The following is a 17,105-nucleotide window of genomic DNA, read 5'->3' as shown; positions in this document are numbered from 1 at the left end:
TCATGACCACACCACTTATCCTGATTACCGGCGCCAACGGCACCACCGGCGCTTTCGCCATCAACCAGCTGCTGGCGCAGGGCGCCAATGTGCGTGCGCTGGTGCACAAGGACGACGAGCGCGCCGCCAAGCTGCGCGCACGCGGCGTCGATGTCGTCGTCGGCAATATCGAGAACTTCCAGTCGGTGCGCGCCGCGCTGGTCGGGGTGCGCAGCGCGTATTTCGTCTATCCGCTGGAAGCGCAGATCCTGAAGGCGGCCGTATATTTCGCCCAGGCCGCCAAGGAGGCGGGCGTGCAGGCGGTGGTCAATATTTCGCAGCGCACCGCCCACATCGACTCGGCCAGCCATTCGGCGCAGGACCACTGGTTCTCGGAGCGCGTGTTCGACTGGTCCGGCGTGCCGGTGATTCACCTGCGTCCGACCTTGTTCATGGAATGGCTGCTGTACCCGTTCCAGCAACCCATCATCGCCGGACACAACACCTTGATGCTGCCGGGCGGTAACGGCCGGCACTCGCCGGTGTCCGCCTTCGACCAGGGCCGCGTGATCGCCACGCTGCTGCGAGACCCGGCGCCGCACATCGGCCGGACCTATCATCTGTACGGCCCGGAAGAGTTGAGTTACAGCGAGATCGCGCAGGCGGTGGGCGAAGGCATCGGCAAGGACCTCCGGTATGTGCCGGAAGATCCGGAAGCCTTCGTTACGCGCCTGTTGCAGGCCGGCGTGCCGCCGTACGTGGTGCGCCACCTGAGCGCGGTGTTCGATGAATACCGTGACAATTTGCTGGACGGCAGCAACAACACCATCGAGGCGCTGACCGGCGTGGCGCCGATGACGATCAAAGAGTTTGCGCGCCAGCACGCGGCGTCTTTAATTTAGAGTACAATATAACTCTAATGGCGCTACAGTCGCCCCGTCCAGGAGCAGAGCATGAGAAAGTCGAAAGCCGATACCGCCGACACCCGCAAGCGCATCATTGCGGTCGCGTCCAACATCTTTCTGCGCCAGGGGCTGGCGGCGACCGGCATCGCCGACATCATGGTGGCCGCCGGCCTGACGCAGGGCGGCTTCTACCGCCACTTCGAATCGAAGGAGCAACTGATCGCCGAGGCCAACGAGGCGGCCTTCAGCGAGCTGTTCGCGATGTTCGACGCCGCCACCGCCGGCATGCCGCCGCGCGAGGCGCTGGAGCTGATCGTCAAACGCTACCTGTATCAATTGCAGGCGGAGAAGGTGGTGTATATGTGTCCGCTGGCCAATCTGTCGAGCGAACTGCGCCACGCCGATCCGCAGGTCAAGGCGGTGGCCGAGGACGGCTATGCGCGCATGGTCAAGCTGTTCGCCTCGCACCTGCTGCGCATGGACGTGGCCGATTACGTCGGCGTGGCCGAGGCCATCGTCGCCATCGGCGTCGGCGCCGTGACGCTGGCGCGCATGGCGCTGGAGCCGGCCGCCGCCAACGCGATCCTGGCGAACGCGCACAACACCATCAATTTCCTGGTGCAGAACGCCGCCACCAGCAAGGCGCTGCTCAAGACGGCGCATTAACCGATGTTCTTTCGACGCTGACGAGGCGCCTTCAGGCGGCCTGCGCCGGCCGTCACGGAGTCTTCCATGCACGCTGGTTCTCATCCAACAGGCGGCGGTAGCGCGCGCCTGCAATTACTGGTCGTCTCGCTGATCTCGTCGCTGGTCATGCTGGATTCGAACGTGGTGGCGGTGGCCTTGCCGACCATCGCCCGGTCGCTGAACGCCGATTTCGCCGACGTGCAATGGGTCATCACCGCCTATGTGCTGCCGTTCGCGGCGCTGCTGCTGGCCGCCGGCTCGTTCGGCGACCGGGTCGGACGCCGCTTCGCCGCGCTGATCGGGCTGGCCGTGTTCGGCTTGTCGTCGCTGGCCTGCGGGCTGGCGGTGTCGCCCACCATGCTCAACGTGGCGCGCGCGGTGCAGGGCGTCGGCGCCAGCCTGGTGCTGACGGCGTCGCTGGCGCTGATCAACCACAACTTCGCCGGCGCCGAGCGCGCCAAGGCCTTCGCCTTCTGGGGCGCCAGCCTGGGCATCGCGATCACCTCCGGCCCGATCATCGGCGGCGTGATCGCCAGCACGGTCGGCTGGACCTGGGCCTTCCTGATCAACGTGCCGATCTGCAGCGCGCTGTTCATCGCCGCGCTCGGCATGATTCCGGAGTCGCGCGACCCCGAGGCCACCGGGCTGGACTACGCCGGCATCGCCACCTTCAGCAGCGGCCTGTTCTTCGTCACCTGGGCGGTGATCGACGGCAATGCGCTGGGCTGGCTGTCGGCGCCGATCGTGTGGCGCGCGCTGGGCGGCGCCGCGCTGCTGGCCTTGTTCGTGGTGGTCGAACTGCGTCAGCGGCGGCCGATGCTGGACTTCGCGATTTTCAACTCGCGCCACTTCATCGGCACCGTGTTCGCCATGGTCGGCTACGCGGCCGGCGCGCAGGTGATGATTTTCTATCTGCCGCTGTACCTGCAAAACGCCTTCGGCTTCTCGCCGATGATCGCCGGACTGGCCATGCTGCCGTTCGCGCTGCCGATGTTCGTGGTGCCGCGCCTGAGCGTGCATCTGCGCTGGCTGCCGCGCACGCTGTTGTGCGCCGGCATGGCGGTCACGGCGAGCGCCAACCTGGCGATGGCTTGGCTGGCGTCGGCGCAGGCTTCCTATATGTTCTTCGCCGTCGCCATGACCGTGGCCGGCATCGGCGCCGGTGTGCTCAACGGCGATACCGCCAAGGCTTTGCAGGGCGCCTTGCCCGCCAACCGGTCCGGCGTGGCGTCGGGCATCGGCGCCACCACACGTTTTGTGGCGCTGCTGTTCGGCGTGGCGGGGCTGGGCGCGCTGCTGGTCGGCGCCACCGCCGGCCGCTTCGGGCTGGCCGCGCGCGCTTCCGGCATGAACCCGGCCGATGCCGTCGCACTGGCCAAGCGCTTCTCGGCCGGCGATGTGGACGGCGCGGCCGCCATGCTGCCGCCTGCCTTGCGCGACAGCCTGGGCCGGTCGCTGCAGGATGCCTTCCACGCCGGTTTCAGCAGCGCCGCGCTGGCCGCGGCCGCAGTGGCGCTGGTGTGTTTGTGGCTGACCTGGCTGTTGATGGAAAGGCCGACGCATGCGGCCAGTGCCATTGCGCCGGCCGATGCTGGCTACATTCCCGGCGAGTAAGACGTCGTCAGGAAATGGGGTTTATCGCATCGCCGGGAATGGGCTTGCTCGCGCGGTGTTTGCGGCGCGCGCTTCGCCCCGAGTCTTTTTTGCGTTGGGCGTGTCCGCCATCCGCCGCGCCCGGCGCGCTGGATGGCGCGGCTTTGCCTGGGTTCAGCCGGGAACGGCCCTCTGCGGGCGGCACGTTGGCGCGGGCGAGGGCGGCGTCAGGGGGGAGGCCGGTGCTTGCTCGGCGTGGCGGCGGACGCTTGCCCTGCCGCGTGGCCGCGGGCTTGCCCGGCTGTTTGCCGACAACCGGCACCGCACGCGGCGTGGCCGGCGCGGCCGGCAATGGCTGGCTGACCCGTTTTGCGTCGCCCTCCATCAGGCGTGCTATCGCGGCCTTGCGCGCGGCGCGGCATACATCGGCCAGCAACCATTCGGTACTGCCGGGAAGGCGTAGCCACACGGCTTTCCACGCATTGCGGTTGCCGCCGCCGTACAGATTCGCAAAGCACGACGGTGAAATGGCGTACTTGTCGTATTTGATTTCCGCCCCCTCCACCACGGCGAAATACTGTTTGCGGTCGAAGCTCGCGCGCAATCTGGTGCCTTCAGGAAGAAACACTTCCTTCCACTGATAGCCGGACTCGGATGGCGCCGCCGCTTGTTCCTGCGGTGTCGGGGCAGGGTTCATATAATTGCGGAGCGCTTCGCAGACGTAGGGCTCCATCCCGAACGAATCGTTCCAATGAAGGCCGGTGAATTTTCCCATTTCGACCAGCAACGTATCGGGAACGCGGATGGGGAATGCGAAGGGCAGGTCGGTACACATGTGGGGTCTCCTGAAAATGGGTTTTTACTAAGCGCCGCTAACCACCACGAAGCTGTAGTGAGGAGCGCTGTCTCTTACTAAAATCGCCGTTTGGGCCGCTAACCGTTACTACGCTTCCGCAGCCTATAAACGTTAGACGCCGTTATCGCCGTTTAGTTCCGGAGTTAGCGCCAGCTACGATGAAATATCGATCGTCATCGTGAGGCAGCATGAGATCGCAGGTTTTAGTAAAAGCCGAAAAAAACGACACCCCGTCCACAGATACCCTGCCGTGAAATCCGCGATAAAGCGAAAAGGCCACCGCGCATTATGCGCGGTGGCCTTTTGCCACGGGCACAGCGTTTATTGGCCGCGCGGCTTGGTCATCAGCGCGGCCACCTCGGCCGGCGCATCGATCTGCAGCCAGTGGCCGGCCTCGATCAGGTCGAGCGTGACGTCGCCGAAGCCGGCGCGGAAGTCTTCGGCCAGCGCGGCGCCCAGGTAAGGATCGGCGGCGCCCCAGATGATCCTGACCGGCAGGTCCAGCGCCTTCACTTGGTCCAGACGGGCGGCGTTGCGCGTGACTTCGGCGAACAGGTCGGCGTTCATTTGCGCGAAGGCGGGCAGGGCGCTCGGCTGCTGGCGGAAATTGTCGCCGATCAGACCGGGCATCACTTCAAGGAAGTGCGCTTGCTGGTGCGCCGGCAGCGCCGCATGGAACAACGCCTGCTGCACGCCCAGCAGCCAGCCCAGCTGCTCGGGACTCTGCGTGAACGCGGTGGCCAGCGCCCGCAGGCTGGGACTGGCGAACACTTCGATCAGTTCCGGCATGCGGATCGCCGGGGTCCGCGCGTACAGGCTGTTGAGAATGTGCAGTTCGGCGACGCGGTCGCGATGCGCCAGCGTGTAATTGATCGCGGTCGGGCCGGCGGCGTCGTGCGCCACCGGGATGATCCGTTCAAGTTTGAGCGCGTTGACCACAGCCTCCAGGTCGCCCAGCTGCTGCGCGAAGTTGTAGGCCGCGCCGTCCGGCTTGGCCGACTGGCCGAAGCCCAGGAAGTCGAAGCTCACCACGCGGCGCCCGGCCTGCGTCAGGTAGGGCACCAACTCGTCATAGATGTGCAGGTTGTCGGGAAAGCCGTGCATCAGCACGAAGGCCGGACCGCTGCCCGGGTATTCGCGGGTGTGGATGTGGCCTTGGGCGCGCTGGATGCGGTGTTCGATGTACGGCAACGAGGTGCTGGTCATGATATTCCTTTCGGTTAATTTAGAGTTCAATTGACTGCTAAAAATAGAGTATATCTAGACTCTAAAAATAGCAAGGCGTTTTTATCGTTCCGGCTGCAACAGCGCGTTGACGGCCAGTTCGGTGCTGTCGAGAATGGTTTGCGCGATCGCCGGATCGACCGCCAGCCGCGACAGCATCACCGCGCCCACCATGGTCGAGACGATGGCGTCGGCGACGCCGTGCGGCTCGGCCGCCCCCAGCGCGGTGGTCAGCGTGGTGAAGAACGCCACCAGCCGCTGATAGCCGTCCATCGCCACGCTCCGCACCTTGCGGTCGGTGTTGCGCAGCTCGCTGCCGAGGTTGGGCAGGGGACATAGCCACTCCGGGCCTTCGCCGTGGGACTGGCGCAGGTACAGGCCGACGACGGTGTCGAGCGCTTGGCGCGGCGCCATGCCGGCCACCGCTTGCGCGTAGTAATCGAACATCTCGTCGTTGGCGGCGATGTTGGCTTCGGCGATCAACTGATCCTTGGAATCGAAGTGCCGGTAAAAGCCGCCCTGGGTCAGGCCGGCCGCCGCCATGATGTGGGCGATGCCGGTTTCCGCCAGCCCGTTTTCCAGGAAGAGCCTGGAGGCGGTCGATACGATGCGCCTGCGCGTATCGGCCGTGTCGATTTTTGACCGTTTCATGCTGATCACTCCTGTTCGGCAAATATGCCTTGTTCAATTTAGAGTTTTAGTATAATCTATTTTTAGATTGTAAGTGAACTCTAACTTATTCGACGGAGGATGTGATGCTGAACCTGGTATATGGATGGCTCGCGCTGCTGACGGTGGCGGTGGTGGTGGTGATGTCGGCGGCCATGGGCTGCCTGCTCGGGCGCAAGATGGTGCTGACGTCGCTGACGATTTTCGGCTGGCTGGGCTTCACCGCCTCGCTGGCCTATAGCGGTTTCCTGTCGGTGTGGGACGCGAAGCCGCCGCATTTCCCGCTGGTGCCGCTGGTCGCCCTGGCCGCCGTGGTGCTGCTGCAGCGCGGCGCGGTCATCGGCCGGCTGTTGGCGGACACGCCGCGTCACTGGCCGGTGGCGATGCAGACCTTCCGCATCGGCGTCGAGTTGGCGTTCTGGGGATTGTTCGTGGGCGGCGGCGCGCCGTCGCAGGTGACCTTCGAGGGGCGCAATGTCGATGTGCTGGTGGGCTTGAGCGCGCCGCTGGTGGCGTGGGCGATCGCCCGCATGAACTTGGCGCCGCGCCTGGTCATCGGCTGGAACGTGCTGGGGCTGGCGATCCTGTCCAACACCATCTTCACCACGCTGACCTCGCTGCCGGGGCCGGCGCATCTGGCCTGGCAAGGCGCGCCGTTCACCGCCTTCGGTGATTGGCCGTTCGTATGGATTCCGGCTTTCCTGGCGCCGCTGGCGATCTTCCTGCATATCTTCTCGATCCGCCAGAACCTGGCCGCGCTGCGCCGGCCGGCCGGCTGAACGGAGCGCCGCCATGCCGAGCCCCACCAATACGCGGACCCTGAGGACGCCGGATATCCTGCAATGTAATCTGTTGCCGGTGCGCCAGGCGTCGCGCCAGATCTCCAGGCTGTACGACCAGCATCTGGCGCCGGCGGCGCTGACGTCGACCCAGTTCGTGATACTCGCCTTGTTATATGCGAATCCCGGCATGTCGATGCGTGAGCTGGGCGCCGAGCTGATGCTGGAACGCAGCGCCTTGCTGCGGACGATGAAGCCGTTGACGCGCGACCAGCTGGTGCTGACGGTGCGTCGGACCGGATCGGGCGCGCGCCAGTTCACGTTCGGGCTCACCGGGACCGGCGAGGCCAGGTATGCGCAGGCGCACCCGCTGTGGCTGGCCGCCCAGCAAGCCTTCGATCAGCTGGTCGGAGGGCGCTTCTCCGATGCCTTGCATCGCCAGCTGAGCGGTGTCGCGGATGCGGTGAGCGTCAGCGATCCCAACGCGTCCGCAGGAAGCCCAACAGGCTGACGCTGGCCGCGACGACGATGCCGGCCGCCACCAGCACAAAAGCCGTGTGAAGGCTGACGACGCCGCGCGCCACCAGCGCCATCGCCGCCAGCGCGACCACGAAGCGGACCACGCTGGCGCTCATCGGCCACAGAATCCGCCGCGCGCCCTGGCCAGCGAAGTAGAGTTCGAAGATCACGCCGATGACCGCGTAGAACGGCGCCACCACATGCAGATAATCGCTGCCGATGGCCAGCACGGCGGCATCGTTGGTGAACAGCCCCAGCCACAATCGCGGATACCGTGCGACCACCAGCCCGACCGCGCCGACGATGGCGGCGACGAACAGCGCGTTGACGATCGCCACGCGCCGCGCCCGCGCCACATTGCCGGCGCCTAGGTTGGTGCCCACCAGCGTGATGGCGGCGGTGCCGAAGCCGAACATCAGCGGCACCAGCAACATGTCGAGCCGGGACGCGATGCCGTAGCCTGCGATGGCGGCCACGCCGACGGCGCCGGCGGCCGCGGTCAGCGCCGTGATCGACATCGCCGACATCACCGCGTTGACCGCCGACGGCAGGCCGACGCCAAGGATGGCGGCGAAGTGCCGGCGTCGCAGCGGATGGCGGCGCAGCCGCAAGGTCGATGCGGCCGAGCGCATGTAGCGCAGCACCACGCCCAGCGCGGCGACGTTGCACAGCACCTGGGCCACGCCGGCGCCCGCCACGCCCATCCTCGGCGCGCCGAGCCAGCCGGAAATCAGCACCGGCGACAGCGCCAGTCCCGCGATCACGCCGCCGAACATGATCATCGCCGGCACCTTGACATTGCCGGCGCCGCGCAGCGCCGCCTGCAGCAGCATCAGGCACCAGAACGGAATGGCGCCGCCGAACAGGATGTTGGAATACAGGGTCGCCTGGCGCAGCGACGCGCCGCCGCCGCCGAGGCTGCGGTAAATCGCCGGACCGGCCAGCAGCAACACCAGTGAAAACAGCGCGCCGGCCACGGTGGCGATGATCAGCGTATGCCAGGCCAGGCTTTCCGCTTCGTCCTGGCGGCCGGCGCCGACGGCGCGCGCGACGGCGGACGACACGCCGCCGCCGATGCCGCCGTTGGACACCATCGTCATCAGCATCATCACCGGCACCACCAGCGATGCGGCGGCGATGGCGTCGAGTCCGAGCGCGCTGACGAAGTAGGTTTCGGCCACGCTGAGCAAGGTGGTCATGAACAGCACGACCACGGTCGGCAGTGCAAGACGGATCAGCGATGGCAGCAACGGCCCGTGCAACAGGCGATTGACGGGAGCGACCGGCGCGGCGGCGGCCGCAGTCTGGTTGACGAAGGTAAGGGACATGATGGTTCTGAACAAGGTAAATGACAGGCCCGGCGGGCGCCGGACCAGGGAAGGTTCGTGACGTCAGGCGCCGGGGATGGGCAGCACCGGGATCACCTCGGTGAAGCCGGCAAGCGAGCTGGGACTGAGTTCGCCCCACTTCAGGGCGTCCTCCAGCGTATCGACCTCGATCACGACGTAGCCGCCGAGCAGCGCGTCGCTCAGCACCGAAGGGCCGTGGCGCAGCTGGCGCCGGCCCTCGAAGAAGCTGACGGTGCTGGCGCGGCGTGGATCGAGCTGCTTGCCGCCGCGCAGCACGCCGGCGGCGCCCATCGCCATCATGTATTGCTTCCATGCCTGCGACACTTGCTGCCGCGCGTGCGGGGCGCTGTATTCTTCGTAGACTTCAAGCGGTTGTTGAAAGGCGAGAACGAATTCCATGGTTTTTTCCTTTAAAGTTGGCGGCGGGTTCAGCGATGAGCATGGGGGCGGCGGTCATGGTAAAATCAAGTATGTGGAAAAATACATAGTGCCACCATTCGCTGACTATGTCAAAAAAAACATAGTTAGGGAAAGTGCGTCGTGAAGAAGACCAGGGAGCAAAACGCGTGACCGATTCGATGGAAACCAAGCCCGGCAAGGAAAAACCGCTGAAATACGTGATGCTCGCCGGCATCTACAACGAGCCGCGTTCCGGTTATGAATTGACCAAGTGGCTGCAAGTGGTCGGCCAGCATTGCTGGTCGGTGGAGCACAGTTCGGTCTATCCGGCGCTGCGCGAGCTGGAAAAAGAAGGACTCATCAGCTCCGAGCGTTTGCCCGGCACGCGCGGACCGGAGCGGTCGATCTACAGTGTCACTGATTCCGGACGGGAAAAGCTCACGGTGTGGGTCGCAAACGCATCGCCGCGCCCGGCCATCAAGGATGAACAGATCCTGCGGGTGCTGTGCTTCGACTTGTTGCCGCGCGAGACGGCGCTGCGGCAGATCGCCGAGGTGCGCGCGCACCATCAGTCGCAGCTGGAATTCTTTCTGGCCAGGCAGGCCGCGCTCACCGAGAAGCAACTCGGGCCGCTGCTGGTGACGCGGCGCGGCGTGCTGGCCGAACAGGCGTATGTCGCCTGGTGCGACGAAGTGAGCGAGATCATCGCGCGCCGGCCGGCCTGATCGCGGGACGGCGCCGTCGCTGCGCTCAGTCGCCGTTGCCGCCGAGCGGGAAGGGGGCGACCACCGTCTCGGCCTGGCCGGTGGCGACATCGTAGACCACTCCCGACACCGTCAACCCTTGCGGCAGGTCGGCATTGGCCTGCAGCGCGGCGACGTCGAACGCCACCGATTTATACGGGTCGCTGATGCCGATGGCGTCGAAGTCCGACGTCTGCACGCCCAGATGGTCCGCCAGCAGTTCCGGCGCCAGCCGCGAGCAGCCGTTGATGCCGCAGTCGGTGTGGTGCAGCACCACCAGGTTCCAGCCGGGGCCGACTTCCTTGCCGCCGGCCTTGGCCAGCTTGCCGACCAGGGCCAGCGATTCCAGCGCGGCTTTGGTGACGCGGCCGCCGACGTTGCGGATAACGACGGTCTCGCCGGTTTCCAGGCCGAACACGTCGGCCGGATCGACGCGCGGATCGACGCAGCCGATGATCACGGTTCTTTGCGACGGCATCATCTTCAAGCCGCCGACAAAACCGGTCGAGGCGAATTTTTTATTGCGTTGAGCTAAGGTGTCGAGGAAGTTCATTGGATTCTCCAGAGGTGGGCGGAAGCGGATATTTAGCGTTCAATAAAACGCTAAATAAAGAGTATTATAAACCGCTAAATAAATCAAGCGAATTCTATCGGGCGCACCGATGGCGGGTCGCGCAGTCTGCTGGAGGGGAGAGGTGGGGCGGGGAGGGGACTGCGAACCGCGCGCCGTGGGCGCGCGGGTATTGCCAGGGGCTTACGCCGCCAGACGCAGGCCGGCCATGGCGCCGGTCAGCAGGAACGGCACCATCCGGGTGGTGTTTTCCAGCGTGCTCTGCAGCGCGGTCTGGTCGGCCAGGATGGATTCCTTGGACGGCAGGCTGCGTACCGACGGCACCTGGTCGGCGCGCAGTGTGATGCCCAGGCTGGCGAGGGCGCCGACCGGGTCGCCCAGCATGCGCTCGCGGAACGCGTCGTCATGGGCCAGTTTTTCGAGGACAGTGCTGAGTTCGCTAGAAGTATTCATCATGTGTTCCCTTAGATAAGGTTGCGATGGGGAGAGTTCCGCAGCGGGTAGTGCCAGTTGATGCTACGTCAAAAGCGCCCCCGCTGCCAAGCGACTTAATTCAGCCGTGCAAGGCTCACACGGCCGCAAAAATGCGCTAGACTCGAACGATCATTGCTTATGCGGCAATGATTCCGTTCCCTTTCTGGAGGCGCTTCCCATGAAAATCCGACGTTGCTCCGTGCTGTACATCGAGTCGCGCGAGGCGCTGGCGATCGACTGGTCGGCGCTGTTCGCCGGCACCAGCACGCTGGCGGCCAGCACCGAATGGATCGCGCTGGTGCCGCATCTGGACCGCGAAATCGGCATCGACGCCACCGAATTGACGGTGCTGGGCGCCATCAGCCAGACCGTCTGGAGCGAGCGCGATGCCTGTGAGCAACGTCTCGACGCCCCGGCGATCGCCCGTCTGCTGGCCAAAGGCTTGCTGATCGGCGACGACGCCGAGCACGCCGCCGTGCGCGAGCGCGACGAGGTGCTGCGCGCCGCGCACTGGCGGCCGATGGCGGCGCTGGTGCACACCTTCAGCCGCTGGACCGACGTGCGCAGCGAGACCGGCATGGAGGCGCCGACCTTCCAGGAGTTGCTCGACACCTACGGCGAACCGCCGCCGCCGACGCTGGAATTGGGCGCGCCGGGCAGCGGCGTCAAACTGCCGGCGCCGGCCAGTGGCTTGCTGGATGAAACGATGCGGAAACGCTACACCGGACGCAATTTCGATCTGCAAGCGACCTTGCCGCTGGCGGTGGCGGCGCGGTTGCTGCAACGGACCTTCGGCGCGCAGCAGGTGCGCCGCATCGGCGACAGCGCGACCATCCTGAAAAAAACCAGCCCCTCGGGCGGCGGCCTGCATCCGGTCGAAGCGTTCGTGCTGGTGCAGCGCATCGCGGGCCTGACGCCGGGACTGTACCACTATCATCCGATCGAGCACGAACTGCGGCCGCTGCGCGCCATGGACGCGCCGGAGGCGGCCGCCACCGCGCTGCAAATGGTGGCCGACCAGCAATGGCTGGCCGACGCGCCGATGCAGGTGGTGCTGGTGGGCCGCGCCGAGCGCACCTTCTGGAAATACCGCAACCACCACAAAGCCTACCGCGCGCTGGCGCTGGACGCCGGCCATCTGTCGCAGACTTTTTATCTGCTGGCGGCCGAAGCCGGCATGCCGGCGTTCATCACCGCCGCCATCAACGATGTCGAGATCGAGCAGATGCTGGGGCTGGACCACCTGCGCCACGCGGTGATCGCGGTGTGCGGCTGCGGCCCGGCCTCGGGCGCGCGCGACATGGCCGAGCTGCGCTACGGCGAGACCGGCACGATCTGAGCCAGCGCGGCGCGGTCCAGCAGGTGGACGCCGTCGATCACCATTTCCAGCGCGGCGCCGAACGCGGCCAGCGGCTCGTCCAGCTTGCCGGGACGCGGCGCCTGCAGCAGCTGCTCCAGTTCGCCGGCGCTGCGGTGCAGTTCCGCCATCGACAGATTGCCGGCCGCGCCGCGGATCTTGTGCACCAGCAGCGCCGCCTGCTCCAACGATCCAGCTTCGATCGCCGCCAGCAGCCGCTCCGGCGTGGGCTGGAAATCGGCGACGAAGCGGTCCAGCAGCGTCGCCAGCAGGCGGCGGTTGCCGCCCAGCCGTTGCAGCGCGGCCGCCATGTCGATGCCGGGCACGAACGGCGGCGCCTCCTGCGCCGCTTCGGCGGCCGGCACGGCGGCGCTGCGGCCCGGATCCGGCGGGATCCAGCCGGCCAGCATCGAGAACAGCCGCTCCGGCTCGATCGGCTTGGTGACGTAGTCGTTCATGCCCATCGACAGGCTGCTTTCGCGGAACCCGGACACCGCGTGCGCCGTCATCGCGATCACCGGCAGCCGCGCGTGCTGCGACTTGGCGCGGATGCGGGCGGTGGCTTCGTAGCCGTCCATGCCGGGCATCTGGATGTCCATCAGCACCGCGTCGTAGCGGCGCTGGTCGACCATGCGCACCGCGTCGGCGCCGTTGTCGGCCAGCGTCACATGCACGCCGGCGCGCATCAGCACCTCGCGCGCGACCTGCTGGTTGATGACGTTGTCGTCGACCACCAGCACCTGCGCGCCGGCGATGTGCTGCGCCGCCTTCGACAAGGTGGCGGGCAGCGCCGCCGGGGCGCGGCCGGCGCCGCCGTCGACGCCGAGCCCGGCAAGAACCGCGTCCAGCAGCTGGGCCGGACTGACCGGCTTGGCCAGGCAGGTGCGGATGCCGGCCTGGGCGGCCGCCTGCACCACCGGCTCGCGCGCGAACTCGGTCACCATCAGCACCACCGGCACGCCGGCGCGCGCCGCATCGGCCTGCAGCCGGCGCGTGGTTTCGATGCCGTTCAGTTGCGGCATGTCCCAGTCCATCAGCACCAGGTCGGGCGCGTGCTCGGCCAGCCAGGCCAGCGCCGCCGCGCCGCCGGCGACGGCGTGGGTGGCGAAGCCGAGGCCGCCGAGCCGGCGGGTCAGCATCTCGCGCATGCGGGCGTTGTCGTCGACGATCAACACCTGCTTGCCGCGCACGCCGTCCGGCAGCGGCGCGGCGGCCGGGCCGTCGTGGCGGCGCAGCGCGAGTTCGAAATGGAAACTGCTGCCGTCGTCGGGCGCGCTGTCGAGCTCGATCTCGCCGCCCATCGCCTGCACCAGCTGCTGCGAGATCGCCAGGCCCAGCCCGGTGCCGCCGTACAGCCGGGTGGTGCTGCTGTCGGCCTGCGAGAAGGCGCGGAACAGGCGCGTCTGCTGCTCGACGCTGATGCCGACGCCGGAATCCTCGACCACGAAGCGCAGCCGCACCGGCTGCCCGGCCGGTGCGGCATCGCCGGGCGCGGCCAGTTCGACCCGCAGCTCGATCTGGCCGCGCGCGGTGAATTTGAGCGCGTTGCCGACCAGGTTGACCAGCACCTGGCTCAGCCGCAGCGGATCGCCGACCAGGTGCGCCGGCACCTCGGGCGCGGCCCACACCAGCAGCTCCAGGCCTTTTTCCGCCGCGCGCCACGAGAACAGGTCGGCGATCTGGCTCAGCGTGTCGCACAGTTCGAACGCCACGCTTTCCAGCTCCAGCTTGCCCGATTCGATCTTCGAGAAGTCCAGCACGTCGTCGATGATGGTGAGCAGGTTCTGGCCGGCGCGGCCGATCTTGCTGAAGTAGTCGCGCGGCTTGGCCGGCAGGTCGAGATGGGTGCCGAGGCCGGCGAAGCCGATGATGGCGTTCATCGGGGTGCGGATCTCGTGGCTGATGTTGGCCAGGAAATCGCTCTTGGCGCGGGTGGACGCTTCGGCGTCGGCGCGCGCCTGCTGGATGGCGCCGATCGCGCTGGCCTTCTGGAACGCCGAGACGAACGGCTCCTTCAGCGCGCGGAACATCTCCAGTTCGCTTTCGGCGTAGCGCGCGTCCTGCTCGAACACCAGGTAGCCCTGCAGCTCGCGCTCGACGCGCAGGCGCACCGCCAGCACCACGCCACGGCTGAGGAACATGTCGGGCGCGACCACCACCGCGCCGTCGACCAGCCGCTCCCGCGCCTCGGCCAGCGTCATGCCGCTGCGCGACAGCGGCAGCGCGCTGCGGTGCCAGCTGGCGCGCATCGCCAGCTGGCCGTCGCCGGCGTCGCCGATCAGCGCGTAGGCCGCGCGCACGTTGCCGATCACGCTCGATTCGCGCAGGATGGTGTGCAGCAGCGCGTCGAAATCGAGCTCGTCGTTGATGGACTTGACGATGGCGTGCACCCGCTCCAGGTGCAGCGTGCGCGAGTAGACCTGCTGTTGCAGCTGGCGCACGCGCCAGCGGTACAGGCCCCAGCCGAGCGCCAGCACCGCCAGCGCGCCGCCGAGCCGCGCCCACCAGGTCTGGTACCAGGCCGGCAGGAAGTCCAGGTCCATGGTCAGTTCGTTCGGGCTCCACTCGCCGTCGCGGTTGCTGCCGCGCATGTGCAGCCGGTAGCGGCCGGGCGCGACGTTGGCGTAGGTGGCGACGCGGTGGCTGGCGTCGGTCTCGACCCATTCCTTGTCGTAGCCGTCCAGGCGGAAGGCGTAGCGGTTGCGCGCGCTGGCGGAGTAATCCAGCGACGCCACCTCGACCTCCAGCTTGCGGGTGCCGGGCGGGATGCTCAGGCCGGCACCGCCGGGCGCCAGCAGCGGCGCGGCCGGCACCTCGGTGCGGTCCAGGTGCACCGAGCTGACCACCAGCGGCGGCTGGTAGCGCCAGCGCTCCGGCGGCTGCGGGTGCACCACGGCGTAGCCGCCGGAGGTGCCGAACACCACGTCCGATTGCGCGGTCTGGCCCACCGCGCCGACGATGTAGGGCTGGAACACCAGGCCTTCGGCGCGCCCCAGCGCCTGCACCTTCAGCGTGGCGCTGTCGATCACGGCGATGCCGTCCGAGCTGGAGGCCCAGATGCGGCCGGCCAGCCCGGCGCGCAGCGCGCCGACGCTGTTGCTGGGCAGGCCGGCGCGGGTGTCGAGCCGGCGGAAGCGGCGCGCGCCGTCGGCGCTGCGGCCGTCGAGGATGCCGATGCCGCCGCTGTTGGTGCCGACCCACAGCCGCCCCTGCGGATCGAAGGCCAGCGCGCCGACGAAGCCCTGCGGCAGCGAGCCGTCGTTGCCGGGCTGCGGCAGCATCTGTTCGATCTCGCCGCTGGAGGTGTCGAAGCGGTTGACGCCGCCGCGGGTGCCGATCCACAGCGCGCCGTCGGGGCCGAGCTGCATGGCGGTGATGCGGTTGTCGCTCAGGCCGCCCTTGTCGGCCGGTCCCTGGCGGAACGCCTGCACCGTGTTGGCATGGATGTCGTAGCGCAGCAGGCCGCTGTAGGTGCCCAGCCACAGGATCTCGCCCTGGCGCACGATGCTGCCGATGCGCGGCAGCGGCTCGTCCCACGGCAGCGGCACGCGCGCCACCCGGCTGCCGTGGCCGCTGGTGCGGTACAGGCCCAGCGCGGTGCCGATCCAGGCCTCCTGCGGCGCCGCCTCCGCCATCGACAGGATCAGGCGGTTGGGCAGGGCGCTGTCCGGGCGCGACGGGTCGGGCCGCAGGCCGGCGCTGCGGCCGCCGTCCGGCGCGATCAGGTCGATGCCCTGGTCGGCCAGCGCCACCCACAGCCGGCCGCCGCTGTCGGTCATGAAGGCGAACGCCGAGATCGCCGGCAGGCCGACCCCGTCCATGACGGTTTCGACGGTGCGGTTGGCCGGGTTGTGGACGTCGACGCCGCGCTCGTTGGCGGCCCAGACCAGGCCGCTGCGGTCGCGCCACAGCGCCGCCACCCGGTCGTTGGCCAGGCTGATCGGGATGGCCGGACGGTGCACGATGCGGCGGCTGCGGCCGCTGGCGTCGAACTCGATGATGCCGCCGCCGTAGGTGGCCGCCCACCACACGCCGGGCAGGGTTTCGCTCAGCGACAGCACCATCGCGGTGTTGGCGTCCTTGACCTGGTCCAGCGCCAGCAGGCGCGCGCCGGCGCCGCTGGTGGCCAGCCCGACGCCGCTCTTCAGCGTGCCGAACACCACCTCGCCGCCGACGTTGCTGGCCAGCGACAGCACCGCGTCGTCGACGCCGCCGGCGATCGGCAGGTCGGCGACGCGGCCGCTGGCGGCGTCGCGCCGCGCCAGGCCGGCGTTGGAGCCGATCCACAGGTGGCCGTCGCGGTCGAGCAGCAGGGCGCGGATCTGGTTGGCGGCGGCGCCGCGCGGATGGTGGCTGATGGCGTTGCCGCGCGCGGTGTCGAGGTAGTCCAGGCCGCCGGCGGTGCCGACCCAGATGCCGCCGCGCGCGTCGCTGGCGATGGCGCCGACGTTCGGGCTGCTCAGGCCGGCGGGACCGGCCGCGAAGCGCACAAAGCGTTCGTGCCGCTTGTCGTACATGGCCAGACCGTCGCTCGAGGTGCCGATCCACAGGCGGCCCTTGGCGTCGACGTGCAGGGTCTGGATGAAGTCGCCCGGCAGCGAATGCGGATCGTCGGCCTTGAAGAAGAAATTGCGCATGCGGTAGCCGTCCCAGCGCCCCAGGCCGGTCTGGGTGCCGAACCAGATGAAGCCGTCGCCGTCCTGCACCACCGACATCGTGATCGGGCTGGGAAAGCCGCGCTCGGCCGGCACCAGGTGTTCGAACACGGCGGGCGCCAGCGCCTGCCACGGGCTGGGCTGGGCGGCGGACGCGGCCTGGCCGGCCGCGCAGGCCAGCGCCACGGTGGCCGCCAGGCGGCGCATGGTGGGCGGACGCCGCTTGGCCGCGCCGTCAGCGGAAAAAGGATGGATCAAATCGCGCACAAACGTTATGGCCTGCCTTGGGTTTCCCTATGCTTGCTAGCAGCGGGCGTCACTTGTCAAAGCATACGGAATTGTTTAC

15 protein-coding genes are annotated in these 17,105 nt (G+C 67.8%); 7 read left to right on the top strand and 8 right to left on the bottom strand.

Annotation, left to right across the window (positions count from 1 at the left end; genetic code table 11):
* The first annotated feature begins 2 nt into the window (after positions 1 to 2).
* From GW587_RS05565 to GW587_RS05555, 3 genes are all read left to right on the top strand, one after another.
* The gene (locus tag GW587_RS05565; protein WP_166099688.1) at positions 3 to 881 is read left to right on the top strand and encodes an NmrA family NAD(P)-binding protein; all 879 of its coding nucleotides are present in this window, start codon (positions 3 to 5) and stop codon (positions 879 to 881) included.
* 51 nt (positions 882 to 932) lie between these two features.
* Complete coding sequence (locus GW587_RS05560; RefSeq protein ID WP_166099685.1) at positions 933 to 1,550, top strand: TetR/AcrR family transcriptional regulator; 618 nt, start codon at positions 933 to 935, stop codon at positions 1,548 to 1,550.
* Positions 1,551 to 1,616: 66 nt separating this feature from the next.
* A complete protein-coding gene (locus tag GW587_RS05555) occupies positions 1,617 to 3,185 on the top strand; it encodes an MFS transporter (protein WP_166099683.1) in 1,569 nt (522 codons plus the stop codon).
* A gap of 7 nt (positions 3,186 to 3,192) precedes the next feature.
* Here the strand turns inward: GW587_RS05555 and GW587_RS05550 are convergent, their stop codons facing one another.
* The 3 genes from GW587_RS05550 to GW587_RS05540 all read right to left on the bottom strand — a co-directional run bounded on the left by GW587_RS05550 (position 3,193) and on the right by GW587_RS05540 (position 5,895).
* Positions 3,193 to 3,999: a hypothetical protein gene (locus GW587_RS05550; RefSeq protein WP_166099681.1), complete on the bottom strand. Its 807-nt coding sequence runs from the start codon at positions 3,997 to 3,999 to the stop codon at positions 3,193 to 3,195.
* Positions 4,000 to 4,341: 342 nt separating this feature from the next.
* The gene (locus tag GW587_RS05545) at positions 4,342 to 5,226 is read right to left on the bottom strand and encodes an alpha/beta fold hydrolase (protein ID WP_166099678.1); all 885 of its coding nucleotides are present in this window, start codon (positions 5,224 to 5,226) and stop codon (positions 4,342 to 4,344) included.
* Between the two features lie 81 nt (positions 5,227 to 5,307).
* The gene (locus tag GW587_RS05540; protein ID WP_166099676.1) at positions 5,308 to 5,895 is read right to left on the bottom strand and encodes a TetR/AcrR family transcriptional regulator; all 588 of its coding nucleotides are present in this window, start codon (positions 5,893 to 5,895) and stop codon (positions 5,308 to 5,310) included.
* A gap of 104 nt (positions 5,896 to 5,999) precedes the next feature.
* Here GW587_RS05540 and GW587_RS05535 point away from each other — a divergent pair, with 104 nt between their 5' ends.
* Together GW587_RS05535 and GW587_RS05530 are read left to right on the top strand one after the other, a co-directional pair.
* Complete coding sequence (locus GW587_RS05535) at positions 6,000 to 6,692, top strand: DUF8737 domain-containing protein (RefSeq protein ID WP_166099673.1); 693 nt, start codon at positions 6,000 to 6,002, stop codon at positions 6,690 to 6,692.
* A 13-nt stretch (positions 6,693 to 6,705) separates the two neighbouring features.
* Positions 6,706 to 7,203, top strand: coding sequence for a MarR family winged helix-turn-helix transcriptional regulator (locus GW587_RS05530; RefSeq protein ID WP_166099670.1), 498 nt, complete (start codon positions 6,706 to 6,708; stop codon positions 7,201 to 7,203).
* Here the strand turns inward: GW587_RS05530 and GW587_RS05525 are convergent.
* Positions 7,163 to 8,539: an MATE family efflux transporter gene (locus GW587_RS05525; protein WP_166099667.1), complete on the bottom strand. Its 1,377-nt coding sequence runs from the start codon at positions 8,537 to 8,539 to the stop codon at positions 7,163 to 7,165. The genes GW587_RS05530 and GW587_RS05525 overlap by 41 nt on opposite strands.
* Before the next feature lie 63 nt (positions 8,540 to 8,602).
* Positions 8,603 to 8,959 carry a YciI family protein gene (locus tag GW587_RS05520; protein WP_166099665.1) on the bottom strand — a complete coding sequence of 119 codons (357 nt, stop codon included), beginning with the start codon at positions 8,957 to 8,959 and terminating at the stop codon, positions 8,603 to 8,605.
* 167 nt (positions 8,960 to 9,126) lie between these two features.
* Here GW587_RS05520 and GW587_RS05515 point away from each other — a divergent pair, with 167 nt between their 5' ends.
* Complete coding sequence (locus GW587_RS05515) at positions 9,127 to 9,684, top strand: PadR family transcriptional regulator (protein WP_371875547.1); 558 nt, start codon at positions 9,127 to 9,129, stop codon at positions 9,682 to 9,684.
* A 25-nt stretch (positions 9,685 to 9,709) separates the two neighbouring features.
* Here the strand turns inward: GW587_RS05515 and GW587_RS05510 are convergent, their stop codons facing one another.
* On the bottom strand, positions 9,710 to 10,255 hold the full coding sequence (locus tag GW587_RS05510) for a carbonic anhydrase (RefSeq protein WP_166099662.1): 546 nt from the start codon (positions 10,253 to 10,255) through the stop codon (positions 9,710 to 9,712).
* A gap of 201 nt (positions 10,256 to 10,456) precedes the next feature.
* A complete protein-coding gene (locus GW587_RS05505) occupies positions 10,457 to 10,729 on the bottom strand; it encodes an NHLP-related RiPP peptide (RefSeq protein ID WP_166099659.1) in 273 nt (90 codons plus the stop codon).
* A 196-nt stretch (positions 10,730 to 10,925) separates the two neighbouring features.
* Here GW587_RS05505 and GW587_RS05500 point away from each other — a divergent pair, with 196 nt between their 5' ends.
* Positions 10,926 to 12,086, top strand: a complete 1,161-nt coding sequence (locus GW587_RS05500) for a putative peptide maturation dehydrogenase (RefSeq protein WP_166099657.1) — start codon at positions 10,926 to 10,928, stop codon at positions 12,084 to 12,086.
* On the opposite strand, the gene GW587_RS05495 is transcribed toward GW587_RS05500, so the two are convergent.
* Complete coding sequence (locus GW587_RS05495) at positions 12,062 to 17,026, bottom strand: hybrid sensor histidine kinase/response regulator (RefSeq protein ID WP_166099613.1); 4,965 nt, start codon at positions 17,024 to 17,026, stop codon at positions 12,062 to 12,064. The two genes, GW587_RS05500 and GW587_RS05495, sit on opposite strands and share 25 nt — an antisense overlap.
* Positions 17,027 to 17,105 lie beyond the last annotated feature (79 nt).

Origin of the sequence: Duganella aceris (assembly GCF_011090165.1) — a bacterium.
Lineage (GTDB): Bacteria > Pseudomonadota > Gammaproteobacteria > Burkholderiales > Burkholderiaceae_D > Rugamonas > Rugamonas aceris.
The sequence above is the reverse complement of the archived record's forward strand: the minus strand, read 5'-3'. Positions and strand labels throughout refer to the sequence as shown.

Excerpts from the sequence above, each read along its gene's own strand:
- GW587_RS05565 (WP_166099688.1), top strand. The coding sequence starts at position 3 with ATGACCACACCACTTATCCTGATTACCGGCGCCAACGGCACCACCGGC.
- GW587_RS05560 (WP_166099685.1), top strand. The coding sequence starts at position 933 with ATGAGAAAGTCGAAAGCCGATACCGCCGACACCCGCAAGCGCATCATT.
- GW587_RS05555 (WP_166099683.1), top strand. The coding sequence starts at position 1,617 with ATGCACGCTGGTTCTCATCCAACAGGCGGCGGTAGCGCGCGCCTGCAA.
- GW587_RS05550 (WP_166099681.1), bottom strand. The coding sequence starts at position 3,999 with ATGTGTACCGACCTGCCCTTCGCATTCCCCATCCGCGTTCCCGATACG.
- GW587_RS05545 (WP_166099678.1), bottom strand. The coding sequence starts at position 5,226 with ATGACCAGCACCTCGTTGCCGTACATCGAACACCGCATCCAGCGCGCC.
- GW587_RS05540 (WP_166099676.1), bottom strand. The coding sequence starts at position 5,895 with ATGAAACGGTCAAAAATCGACACGGCCGATACGCGCAGGCGCATCGTA.
- GW587_RS05535 (WP_166099673.1), top strand. The coding sequence starts at position 6,000 with ATGCTGAACCTGGTATATGGATGGCTCGCGCTGCTGACGGTGGCGGTG.
- GW587_RS05530 (WP_166099670.1), top strand. The coding sequence starts at position 6,706 with ATGCCGAGCCCCACCAATACGCGGACCCTGAGGACGCCGGATATCCTG.
- GW587_RS05525 (WP_166099667.1), bottom strand. The coding sequence starts at position 8,539 with ATGTCCCTTACCTTCGTCAACCAGACTGCGGCCGCCGCCGCGCCGGTC.
- GW587_RS05520 (WP_166099665.1), bottom strand. The coding sequence starts at position 8,959 with ATGGAATTCGTTCTCGCCTTTCAACAACCGCTTGAAGTCTACGAAGAA.
- GW587_RS05510 (WP_166099662.1), bottom strand. The coding sequence starts at position 10,255 with ATGAACTTCCTCGACACCTTAGCTCAACGCAATAAAAAATTCGCCTCG.
- GW587_RS05505 (WP_166099659.1), bottom strand. The coding sequence starts at position 10,729 with ATGATGAATACTTCTAGCGAACTCAGCACTGTCCTCGAAAAACTGGCC.
- GW587_RS05500 (WP_166099657.1), top strand. The coding sequence starts at position 10,926 with ATGAAAATCCGACGTTGCTCCGTGCTGTACATCGAGTCGCGCGAGGCG.